5 protein-coding genes are annotated in these 12,647 nt (G+C 57.3%); all 5 read left to right on the top strand.

The annotated features are described in order from the left end of the window. On the top strand, positions 1-3,026 hold a 3,026-nt coding region (locus Q7U71_09015; GenBank protein ID MDO9391895.1), incomplete at its 5' end, for an Ig-like domain-containing protein. A gap of 16 nt (positions 3,027-3,042) precedes the next feature. Next, entirely contained in the window at positions 3,043-3,882 is an 840-nt protein-coding gene (locus Q7U71_09010) for a FecR family protein (protein ID MDO9391894.1), read from the top strand. A gap of 161 nt (positions 3,883-4,043) precedes the next feature. Continuing rightward, positions 4,044-8,501 (top strand): Ig-like domain-containing protein, encoded by a 4,458-nt coding sequence (locus Q7U71_09005; protein MDO9391893.1) that lies wholly within the window; start codon positions 4,044-4,046, stop codon positions 8,499-8,501. Between the two features lie 129 nt (positions 8,502-8,630). Further along, a complete protein-coding gene (gene glyS, locus Q7U71_09000) occupies positions 8,631-10,310 on the top strand; it encodes a glycine--tRNA ligase (protein MDO9391892.1) in 1,680 nt (559 codons plus the stop codon). A gap of 123 nt (positions 10,311-10,433) precedes the next feature. Beyond that, entirely contained in the window at positions 10,434-12,572 is a 2,139-nt protein-coding gene (locus tag Q7U71_08995; protein MDO9391891.1) for a T9SS type A sorting domain-containing protein, read from the top strand. Positions 12,573-12,647: the final 75 nt, after the last annotated feature.

The following is a 12,647-nucleotide window of genomic DNA, read 5'->3' as shown; positions in this document are numbered from 1 at the left end:
ACAGCACTTCTTCCCTGGTCTTCCAGGGGAATGCCGTAAGCCAGATGATGCCTTCGACCGTCAACCATTTAAGCAAGCTGGCCTGGAACCGGACCAGCTCCCTGATGGTCACCGCCGCGCTGGTTTTGCACGACACACTGCAGCTGGGGCAGGGGGTGGTGGATAATTCCACCAATCTCACCCTTCGTTCCGGCCTGACCACGGTCCGCAGCTCCGGCATCCTGATGATGCCGCCGGTGCGCGAAGGGCCGAATGATGTGGTCTACCAGACCCACGGCGGGGGCCAGCTGGCGGCGGGGAACGAGCTTCCCGGCAACGCCACCGACCTGCGCGATCTCTCCATCAACGCTTTACCCAATGATACAGTGGCTATCTCATTTGACGAACAGGTGAACGGCAGGTTGAGTCTGTTTGAAGGGGCTCTATCCCTGGGCAGCAATGCCCTGACCCTGCGTGACACCATCGACTTGTTCACGGGCCAGTTGTTGACCGACAGCACCTCGACCCTGCAGATTTTCAACAGCCCCTATCTGGTCTCCCTGCCGGCTTCGGTCAAAGAGCTGGGCAGCCTGGTCCTTAACAGTCCGGCGGGACTGGAGCTGGCGGACACCACCCGTATCAGCGTCAGTTACCAGCAGACATCGGGAAAGATCGGTTTTGGCCAGCTGATCTACGGTCCGGCGGCCACCCTGGAATACAATAATGTCGCGGTTGACACTACTTCCAACTATGAATTCCCCGGCATGGCCGGCCCCCGCAACCTGACGGTATCCACCGGCGGGGCATTGCAGCTTCATGCCGGCCGCACCATCCCGGGAACCCTGACCTTATACAGCATGCTTAACACCGGGGCCAACACGGTAACAGTAGATACTTTTGGCGCCGGGGTCCAGGGAACCTCTTTCGTGGAAGGGCAACTGGCCAAGCTGATCCCGTGGACGGCCGACACCACCATCACCTACGAACTGGGAACCTGGGGCGCCGGACCCAGTCCGGTTTCAGTGCAGGTATACAACAATACCGTTCCGGCCTTCGTCACCGCCGGGATCAAGGGAGCGGGGCATCCCCTGGCCAACGACTCCAGTTCCTGTCTTAAAAAGTTCTGGTCCTTCTCCGGGGCCGGTCTGGCGGCCGACGCCAGTCTGATCACCCTGAACTATCTGGCGGGCGATTTCAACACGGGATTCACCGAGGCAGCCGACGAATCCACCATGGTGGCCGGGCGCTATGACAACGGGGCCACTCCGGGCTGGCAGTTCCCCGTCATCGTTACCCGTAACATTCTTGGTACCAGCGACGGGGGGTCGATAGTGCTGAGCCACCCCGGCAATTTCGCCGATAATCCAGAGTTCACCCTGGCCCGGGATTCCATGACCATCTTCAACCCGATGGTTGATACTACCAACCCGGCGGTAACCCTGGTCAGTCCTTCGTCCGGAGCCACCGGCATCCTTCTGCAGCAGCAGGTGGTGGTCAGCTTCTCCGAGCCTATGGACACCGCCAGTTTCCGGTTCCGGTGCACACCCGATCCGCTGTATTGGAACCTGTCCTGGATCAGCGGGGACAGCCAGGTGATCATGTCGCACGGCGATTTTGCGCCCGGCATACTGTACAGCTTCCGGGTCGACTCGGCGGCTGATAAATCAGGCAATCCCATGCTGAACCCGCCCTACCAGTGGAGCTTTACCACGGTGATGCCGGATTCGATGAGCTTTAACCTGGCCGGCGGGGCCTACCGGATGTTCTCGGTGCCGCTGTCCCCGGTCGACTCCACCCCGGCCCAGATCCTGGGAGACGAGCTGGGGGCCTATTCTGATTCCACCTGGCGCATCTTCGGATACAAACCGTCATCGGGCTACGCGGAGCAGCCCAACCTCTCCAGCGGTCAGGGCTACTGGCTGGCCACCGCCGGCAACGCCCAGGTGGAGGTCAAGGGCACCAGGTTGATGAACTTCTTCAACCAGCCCATAGACAGCGGCTGGAACCTGATCGGGGATCCATTTGACACCACGGTCACCCTGGCCAACGCCATTATCAGATGGACTGACACCATCGGTCACTTTGTCAATTTCACGGATTCCACCGTCAACAGCGTGGTGCGCCAGAGGATGTACAACTGGCAGGATGCCAGCCCGGATTTCGAGAACAACGGGACCTGGGACAGCCTGACCCCCTACAACGCCGGGGACCAGATGCATCCCTGGACAGGCTATGCCCTGTATGCCGTAAGGCCCTGCACCCTGATGATGGAGCGGTTCATGGGCAAGGGGCAGGTTGAACCGGCCAAGGCCCCCCAATATCAGATCGACTGGCAGCTGGCCATGGATGTTGTTTCCGGCAATGCGGTGGATCGGGGCCTTAAGCTGGGAGTCTCTCCCCAGGCCAGGGAAGCCTACGACCGGCTGGATGCTGAAAAGCCCCCGCTGATCTCCAGTAACGTCAAAGCCTTTTTCTTGCATCAGGACTGGAACCAGGGTCCATGCCAGGATTATCAGACCGACTTTCGTCCGGCGGCAGACTACATCGAATGGCCGCTGATGATCGAGGCGGCCAAGGCCGATCAGCCGGTGGTGCTGAATACCCAGATCACCGGAGAGCCGGGGAACGGAGGTTACCTCTACCTGCTGGACCGGAAAAAAGGAAAGACCTTCGACCTGAAGACCCAGAAGACGATCGGCTTTTCCGGTTCCCAGGAACTGGCGGTGGTCTATTCCTCCAGCCCGTTTGACGGCCGGAACCTGACGCCGCTTACCTTTGGGCTGGGGCGGATGGGCCCCAACCCCTTCATTAAAGGAACAACCATCAATTACCAGCTGCCGCAGGCCGGGCTGGTGAGCATGGCGGTCTATAACATAACCGGCCAGAGGGTGAGGACCCTGGTCAGTCAGAACCTGCCTCCGGGATACTATTCCCAGGTCTGGGACGGCCGGAATGACGGGGGCCGGGCCCTGTCGGCCGGGGTATACATAGTCAGGCTCAATGCCTCCGGCCGGAGCGCCGCCCAAAAGATAGTCAAGCTGCAATAGGCGAAAGGAAAATAAAATGATGATCAACAATACCTGCAAAAGAGCCATCAGCCTGGCTGTCATAGCCCTCCAAATGCTCTGGCTGGCCGCTCCGGCCCTGGCCGAATACAAGCCCACCGAGGCCAAGATCAACTTCATGAAAGGCCAGGTGGAGGTCCAGAAATCCCAGGGCATCACCTGGACCAAGGCCTCGGTCAAAATGAAGCTCTTGTCCGGCGACAAGATCTCCACCGAGGACGGAGCCGAGGCCGAGATAGTGCTGGAGGATGGCAGCGTGCTGAAGATGAAGGACAAGAGCCTGCTTCTGATCCAGCGGATGGAGAAGCAGAAGAAACCTTCAATGAGCGTGGTCAATTCGTTCAAGGTCCGGACCGGCAAGGTGCTGGGATGCGTCCGCAAGATGAGTTCGCTGGATTCCAAGTTCCTGGTGGAAACCCCCACCGCGGTGGCCGGGATCCGGGGAACGGTGTTCGGCATCTACGTGGAAGGGGATTCCACCGAGCTGGACGTGCTTAAGGGCGAGGTGGGGATCAAGGGCGACAACGGGGAAGAGGTGATGGTGGGCGAGAAGATGACCACCACCGTAAGCAAGGGCGACTCGGCCCGGCACCCGGTGGCCATGACCGCCGCCAAGATATCCTTTATGATGCTATGGGCCGGAGCGGCCATCAAGCTGGGCAGCATGGGAGCGGCCACCGCCACCGCCTGGTATGCCTCCACCGCGGCCATTGTCACCGGGGCCACGGCGGTGGTGGCGGGATCTGTGGCAGCCATAATCATCGCCAACAGCGGGGATGAAGAGACGCCGGCCACTCCGGCCAAGACCATCCCCGGGCCTCCTGGCTGGCCGCAATAAATAAAGGACTGTTAAAATATCAGGTTCTACAAGCCCATCCCGCTTTGCGGGGTGGGCTTGTAGATTTCCATTGAAAAAGCCCGGCGTTTTTGATAGACTATGGTTTGTTCATTTGAAAAAACAAAACCCAATACATAAACCAACCCATAAAAAGGAGTCTTATGGTCAAGAGAGTGATGTTTGCACTGGTCCTGGTCCTGTCTGCCAGCCTGGCCTGGGCCAAGCCGGAGCTGGGGGCGGACGGCCGTCCGCTGCCGCCGCACCTGCGGCACAAACAGCCCCAGGCCCAGAAACAGCAGCCAGCCCAGCTGAAGCAGCAGCCGGGGCGGCCCGACTACGCCAAGGCTTCGTCGGACAGGCCCGACTACGCCAAGGCTTCGCCGGCAAGGCCCCAGATGCCCGGAAGGCCGGACGTCTCCAAACTGTTGAATACCAAACCCGCCAAGGCGGGCAAGGCCCAGCCCAAGCCCGGCATCAAAGGACTGGTCAAGGACGACTTCTTGGTGAACGACGATGCCGAAGGTGTTGGCTATTACGCCGGTGAGCAGTACGATCCCAAGGCGGCCCTGCTGTCTTCCGGGGAGATGATGGTGGTTTGGTACGACAAGAGCAACAGCTACGACTACCAGATTATCGGCCGTCTGGTTGACCCTACAGGCAATCCGGTGGGGGACGATTTCCGGATTTCCGATTTCACCGGCAATAGTGCTTTTTCCCCGGCCGTGGCCGCATGCGGAAATGGGTTTGTGGTGACCTGGTATGATTACCGCAACGGGAACGACAATGACATCTATGCCCAGCGTTATTCTTCGACCGGCTCAGCCTTGGGCGGGAATTTTCTGGTGAACGATGACGGCGGAAGTTCTACCCAGGAATGCCCCAGCGTGGCGGCCAGCGACAGCGGCTTCGTGGTGACCTGGTATGACCTCCGCAGCGGCAGCACCTGGGACATCTATGCCCAGCGCTATAATGCCGCCGGTGACACCATGGGCGGCAACTTCCTGGTCAATGACGACGGAGGGACCAGCCACCAATTTAATACTGCTGTGGCGGCTAACGACAGCGGTTTTATAGTGACCTGGCAGGACGAGCGCAATGGCACCCAGGACATCTATGCTCAGCGCTATAATGCAGCCGGGGATACCATGGGCGGCAACTTTCTGGTCAACGACGACGGGGCCGGCATCAACTATCACTACAACCCCAGCCTGGTGGCCAATGGGAACAGCTTCGTAGTCACTTGGGAAGATTCCCGCAACGGCAACTGGGATATCTATTCTCAGCTGTTCAAGGCCAACGGGGATACCCTGGGCGGTAACTTCATGGTGAACGATGACGGCGGGAGTTATGACCAGCACCAGTATGGGGCCTCCAATATCGCTGCCAACGACAGCGGGTTTGTGATCACCTGGTACGACTATCGCAGCGGTAGTGAGTGGGACATCTACGCCCAGCGCTATGACCCGGCAGGCTCGGCCATGGGCGGTAATTTCATTGTGAATGATACCACTTCAATATATTGTTATACTCCCAGCGTGGCGGCCAATGACAGCGGATTTGCAATCGTCTGGTATGATACCCGCTACAACCCCAGCGGGTACTACGACATCTTCTGCCAGCGCTATGGTTCGACAGGCTCACCATTAGGCGGCAATTTCATGGCCAACAACGACACCGGAACCGCCGATCAGTGGGACGCCTCGGTGGCCATGGATGCCTCCGGCCGGTCGGTGGCGGTGTGGTACGACCTGCGGAACGACGACGGCAGCTGGAACCTGCAGGACCAGTACGGCCAGCTTTACGATCCGTCAGGCAACCCGGTGGGCGCCAACTTCATCATCAACGATACCCTGGCGGCGACCCGCCGCTACGGCGACGATCCCAAAGCGGCTTTCCTGCCCGGCGGCGGCTTCGTGGTGACCTGGGGCGGCTACGACATGAGCTGGTACGGAGACATCTACGCCCAGATCTTTGACTCGGTAGGCACTGCTGTGGGCGGCAACTTTTTAGTGGACGACGGTGGCAGCGAGGGGTATGACCCGGACGTGGCGGCCAGCGACAGCGGCTTCGTGATCACCTGGTACGACTACCGCAACGGGAATGCCGACATCTACGCCCAGCTGTATAAAACCAACGGCGACACCATTGGCGGAAACTTTTTGGTGGATGATGGCGGAAGCGTCCAGTTTGATACCAAAGTGGCTTCCAACGGCAGCGGTTATGTGATCACCTGGGACGACTACCGCAACGGCAACTACGACATCTACGCCCAGCGTTTCAGCGTCAATGGCGATACCATTGGCGGGAACTTCCTGGTGGACGACGGCGGCAATTCACAATACGAGCCCAGCGTGGCCATGGCCGACAGCGGGTTCGTGATAACCTGGTATGACTACCGCTACGACGATTCCTATCCCGACATCTACGCCCAGAGGTACCATGCCAACGGGGACACCATCGGCGGAAACTTCATTGTCAATGACGATGCCCAAGGGGTGGCTTATCACTATTATCCCAGCGTGGTCATTTCGCCGGACGGGCACAATATGGTGATCGCCTGGGAGGACTACCGCAACGATCCCAGCAACGGAGACGTAGCCGAGATCATGGCACAAAAATATGTGGACGGGGTTGCGGTTGACGGCAACGTGGTAGTCAACGGAACAACCATGTCCAACCGGTATTTCTGGGGCGGCAAGCGGGTGGCCTGCAACGACCAGAAGATACTCTTCAACTGGGACGACAACCGCCGGTTCAAGGGCATGGACACCTACGCCAAGCTGACCGACTGGGACCTGGCGCATATCCAGGACGCCATCCCGCCCTATATCGTTTCAACTTCCCCGGTTAACGGGACTACCGGAGTGGGGCTGAATACGCCGATAGTCATCGCCTTCTCCGAGCCGATGGACACCACCAGCATCACCGGGTATGCCATTCCCACCTATAGCTACAGCTTAAGCTGGAGCGCTACCGGCGATACCATGACGCTGACGCCGGGCACGCCCTATGACTACAGCACCACCTACTCGGTGATCGTGACCGCCGGCACCGACACCTCGGACAACAGCCTGGTCAACCTGCCGGACACCTTCATTACCTTTACCACCATTAACAACCAGGCTCCGGTGATAGAGATGGTATCCCAGCCGGCCAACACCTTTGACAGCACCGGCCCGTTCGTGATCAAGGCTAGAATATACGATCTGGCCAAAGCGGGCATAGCTGCGGACAGCCTTTATTACACCTACAACAATATCACCTGGTCGGCGGTTAGCGGAACCCAGATAGGAGCCACCGATACCTTTGAGTTCGCCATCGCCGGGCCGTTTGCACCGTCCACGATAGTGAATTACTACCTTTGGGCGGCTGACGACGGTGGAGGCGAGACGACTTATCCTATATTCACCGGTTTGAAGGATATGACATTTACGGTGATATCACCCTACGCTCCCTCCTCGCTTGGGGCCACCGATGGCCAGGATGGATCAGTTCCTTTGACCTGGTCGGCGCCTGTTGCTACATTGTTGTTTGACAACAACACTCCCACTTATATTTCGAGCTGGACCGCCGGAACCATTACCACCACCCGGATGACGCCGGAGCATCAGGGATGCAAGATTGAACAACTGTATTCAATGTGGTACGAACAGCCTTCGTTAGACTCCCTGACAGTCCACATTTACGCCGATGACGGCGGAGTCCCGGACGAAGCCACGGAACTGGTGGCCCCGTTCAAAATATACCCGTCGGCCTATCCCAACTGGACAGTGATCGATGTTTCTGCACTCAATATCTATCCCGCCGGAGATTTCCATGTGGGATACGAGATCAAGACAACCGGCCTGCCTTACGGGCTCACTGACGATCAAAACCAGGCTCCATACCGGAGCTTGGTAAAGAACGGAGGCGTTTGGTACTTAAGGACCAGGCATTGGATGTCACGGGCGGTGGTCTCCTACTCAACCTACAGCAAAAAAGCACTGACCATATCCGACCTGGGCAAACTTGGCCAGCTGACTGTTTTGAAGGATACGGATCAGAAGCTTCCCAAGTCCAAAGTCTTGTCAACAGCACCAGCTGTCGGAGCGCTGGCTTCGGTCAAGAACATCGGGGAATACCAGATCTTCAGATCGACCACAGCCGGTGGACCATATGCCTTCCTGAACGGAACAACAAACTTGGCATACGATGACAATTCCGTGGCCAACGACAGCACATATTACTATGTTGTTCGTTCAACTTATCCCTGGGCAGCGCATGCCGACACCTTCAGCGTCTGGTCCAACGAAGCCTCGGCCACACCCACCGGAGTGGAGGGTCAGCCCGGAACCATAAGCTACAGCTTCTACCTGATGCCAACCAGCCCCAACCCGGTCAGGAACTCTGCCGAGTTCCGGTTCGGACTGGCCAAGGGCGCCCAGGCCAGCCTGGGTATCTACAACGTGCTGGGGCAGAGGGTGAAGACCCTAGTCAGCGGAAATCTTCCGGCCGGCAACCACACGGTCAAGTGGAACGGCTGCGACGACAACGGACGGAAGGTGTCCTCGGGCATCTACGTCTACCGTCTGACAGCCGGGGATAACAACTCCATCAGAAGGTTCACCGTGATCCGGTAACCCCGGTTATTTTAGCGACAAAAGGGGCGGCCATGGGGGCCGCCCCTTTTTATTGTGCTTGATTTTATCCGGTCTAAAGGGGTATAATTAAAAATCAATGGAAACCAAAACCTATTGCGAGGAACATACGTGTCCAGACCGGAAAATGCCTTTGAAAAAATAGTATCCCTGTCCACGCGGCGGGGATTCATATTCCAATCCTCCGAGATCTACGGCGGCCTGGGCTCCACCTGGGATTACGGCCCGCTGGGGGTGGAGCTGAAGAACAACGTCAAAAAAGCCTGGTGGCAGAGCGTGGTCTACGGCCGGGAGGACATGGAGGGGCTGGACGCCGCCATCATCATGAACCGCCTGGTGTGGCAGTATTCCGGCCACGAGAAGACCTTTGTGGACCCGATGGTGGACTGCAAGAAATGCCGCAAGCGTTTTAGGGCCGACCATGTCAAGGGCGACAAATGCCCCGAGTGCGGCGGCGAGCTGACCGAGCCCCGCAATTTCAACGGGATGTTCCAGACCCATGTGGGTCCGGTCCAGGATGAATCAGGTCTGGCTTATCTCCGCCCCGAGACCGCCCAGGGGATCTTCACCAATTTCCTGAACGTCCTCCAGTCCATGCGCCGCAAGCTGCCCTTCGGCATCGCCCAGATCGGAAAATCCTTCCGCAACGAGATCACCCCCGGCAATTTCACCTTCCGCACCCGGGAGTTTGAGCAGATGGAGATCGAGTATTTCTGCAAGCCCCCCCAGTACCTGCAGCCCGGCGAGAAGACCGACGACCAGCTGCACCAGGAGTGGGTGGAGGCCCGCTATAACTGGTATCTGAAATTGGGACTCAGTCCGGAACGATTAAAGAAGCGCCCCCAGGCCAAGGAGGAGCTGGCCCACTATGCCAAGGCCTGCGTGGACCTGGAATATCTTTTTCCCGGATCGCTTGGCTGGAGCGAGCTGGAGGGCGTGGCCAACCGCCAGGATTACGACCTGACTGCCCACAGCAATAATGTTCCCGAAACTGACCTGGCCAGGCTCAAACTCAACAAGAACGAGCATTCCACCGAAAAGCTGGAATACTTTGACGAGGCCTATGTTGATCCCGCCACCGGAAAGAAGGGCGCCAAGTACATCCCCTTCGTGATCGAGCCCTCGGCCGGGGCAGACCGGGCCACCCTGGCCTTTTTGTGCGAAGCCTATGACGAGGAGCAGCTCTCCCGTCCCGATGAGGCCGCGGTAAAGCCCTTGTCGGACGCCATGGATGCCGCCTTGAAGAACATCCAGAAAAGGATAGCCGAGGCGGCCAAAAGGCCGGGAGACGAGATCCCCAACGGCCAGCAGCTGGCGGCCCTGGAAAAAGCTTTGCTGTCGGCCAGGGAAGACCTGCCGGGCAAACTGCTTCAGATAGACGCTGCCTGCTCCCTGCCAGGGGCCGACAAGCTGGACCTGGTGAAAAAAGTGAAATTGATCGCCGGCAAACTGGGTGACGAGCACACCCGGGCGGTGCTCCGGCTGCACCCCAGACTGGCGCCCATCAAGGTAGCGGTGCTGCCACTGAAGAAGAACGAGCCCCGGATAGTGGAACTGGGCAAGAAGATCAAGAACGACCTTTCCCCGTACTTCCGGGCGGTCTACGACGATACCGCCGGGATAGGCAAGCTCTACCGCCGCCAGGACGAGGTGGGCACCCCGTTCTGCCTGACGGTGGATTTTCAGTCTCTGGAGGACGGGACCGTGACCCTGCGTGACCGGGATACCATGCAGCAGGAGCGGGTGAAGATCGAGGACCTGATGCAAGTTATTGGGAAAAAGATACTCTAATGGTTCCTTCCAGGCGGTTTGGTGATCAGGGTTGATACCAGGTTTGTCCTCCATCGGTTTGGTTGAATATGAAGATTTTCGCCCAAGCGAATAACTCATAATTAACAAGGAAGGAAACAAGTCATGAGAAAAATGTTGGTCGCTGCTCTGATCCTATCTGGCTGGTGCACCATCAGCCTGGCCGACAGCCTGAACGTCAGAACCATTGGGTTCTGTAGCACCCCGGATTATGCCAGGGGTTTGGCGATTTCAGGCAATTACGCCTATGTAACAGCAGGCACTAGCGGATTACAGATCATTAACATCAGCAACCCGGCCAGCCCTGCTTTGACCGGATCCTTTGCCACTTCCGGCACTTATTACGACGTGGCGGTGTCCGGCAATTATGCCTATGTGGCCGATTACTGGTTCGGCCTGAGGGTGCTTAACATCAGCAACCCGGTTTCTCCATCAGAGGTCGGCTATTATGACATTCCGGGGAATGCCATGGCTGTGGAGGTATCTGGGAACTATGCCTATGTGGCCGCCGAGGATTCCGGCCTGCAGATTGTCAATATCAGCGACCCTGCCCACCCGGTCCCAACAGGTTTTTTTGACACTCCGGATAAGGCTTATGACGTAGCATTACCGGCCAGCTATACCGCTTATGCCTACGTGGCAGACCGGACTTCCGGAGTGCGGGTGATAAACAAAAGCGTTCCGGCCACTCCCGGCGAGGTTGGTTCCTACGATACCCCGGGGAATGCAATTGGCGTGGCTGCTTCGGGCAGTTATATTTTTGTGGCTGACGAAGCCTCCGGTTTGAGAATTCTGGACTTGAACGGAGGGCTGCATGAGGTTGGCGATTATGGTATTGCTGATGGATCTGTCAGAAAAGTGGCGGTATCCGGCAATTATGCCTACGTGATCGATTATTTCAACTTTTCAATGTCTAACGGCGGCCTTCAAGTGGTCGACATCAGCAACCCGGCCAGTCCGGCCCAGGCCGGATTTTATTATGTCCCGGCAACTTTTATGGATGTGGTCATGTCCGGTAGTTATGCCTATGTTTCCACCGGCGACGGCCTGCGAATATTGCAGTTTCCCATCCCGCCGGTAATGGAGTTGAACTTCGCCCAGCATGATTTCGGCTCCGTAACGGTAGGGGACTCGCTTGCCTGGAACGGTTTTTACATCAGAAATATCGGCAGCCTTCCCTTCTCGATTCAAAGCTTGAAATTTGTCACCGTGAACTGCTGGGCCGATCCTCCAGCCGATTCAACTGTCGCTCCGGGCGACAGCGTTCAGGTCACCCTTTGGTTCAAGCCGGATTTCATCGGTTCAATTGTTGATACCGTCACAGTCTACTCCGGCGAAGCCGAAAACAGCCCGCTGACGGCCGGATTGACCGGAACCGGCATGCCGGTGATTGAAGTGATTGACGTGCCCAACGGCACCGTGCCAGTTTTCGAAGGAGCCATAGAACCGGCTGAGTGGGCCGATGCCTATTGCGACACCTTTAGGATATTCAACAAGGTAAAAGCCTTTATCCCGGATTCCTTCTGGGTAAAATACAACCAGGACACGCTCTATCTTGTCTTGAAAACTCCCAGCTTTATTGCCTCTGGCATCGCTTTCCACCACCTGCTTTTTGACACTCTGATGAACAGGACAGAGACGTTGGAAAATGACGATATCCGGCTCGGTGTCTTTTTTGAAGGCAAAGCGGTTGAATTTTACGGCAACAATAACTGGGAACAGACGCCGGTTTCCTTATGGCGTTCTGTTTTCTCCGACAAAACCGACCTGATAACTGAATTCGTGGTGCCGTTGAACAAGATAGGAATAACAGCGGGGACAACAGATTCGGTGGGATTTTCAGTTTTTGCCGATGGTGACGATATGTTCGGTTCCTGGCCTTCTTACGCCGATTCAATCCAGCCCCTGACCTGGGCTATTTTAACCTCCAGCGCCGGGTGGACCGGAGTAGCGGGGCAACCCGGTGAACAGCAAAAGCCCAAAGCTTTCTCCTTCTCCAATGTTTACCCCAACCCGGTCAAAGTATCAGCGGAATTCCGCTATCAGCTGGCCCACCCCTCGCCGGTAAAATTGAATGTTTACAACATAGCCGGGCAACTGGTCAAGAGCTTCGACCAGAGAGTTCAGGTTCCTGGCTCCCATTCAATAAATTGGAACGTCCAAAGCCTGCCCAGCGGGGTGTATTTGTACCGGCTGGAGGCCGGGAGCTATAAGGCCACCAAGAGGATGTTGGTGATCAAATGATCCAGGTTTCGGGACAAAAAAGGGGGAGAGCTTGCTCTCCCCCTTTTTGATTGCAATCGCTTGACAAATTTGTTA

This window comes from bacterium, from assembly GCA_030655055.1.
Lineage (GTDB): Bacteria > Edwardsbacteria > AC1 > AC1 > EtOH8 > UBA5202.
Note: the sequence above shows the minus strand (reverse complement) of the source record. Positions and strands in the feature narration are given on the sequence as shown.

Bases quoted from the DNA above. Each gene is read 5' to 3' on its own strand.
- Q7U71_09010 (MDO9391894.1), top strand. From the start codon at position 3,043: ATGATGATCAACAATACCTGCAAAAGAGCCATCAGCCTGGCTGTCATA.
- Q7U71_09005 (MDO9391893.1), top strand. From the start codon at position 4,044: ATGGTCAAGAGAGTGATGTTTGCACTGGTCCTGGTCCTGTCTGCCAGC.
- Q7U71_08995 (MDO9391891.1), top strand. From the start codon at position 10,434: ATGAGAAAAATGTTGGTCGCTGCTCTGATCCTATCTGGCTGGTGCACC.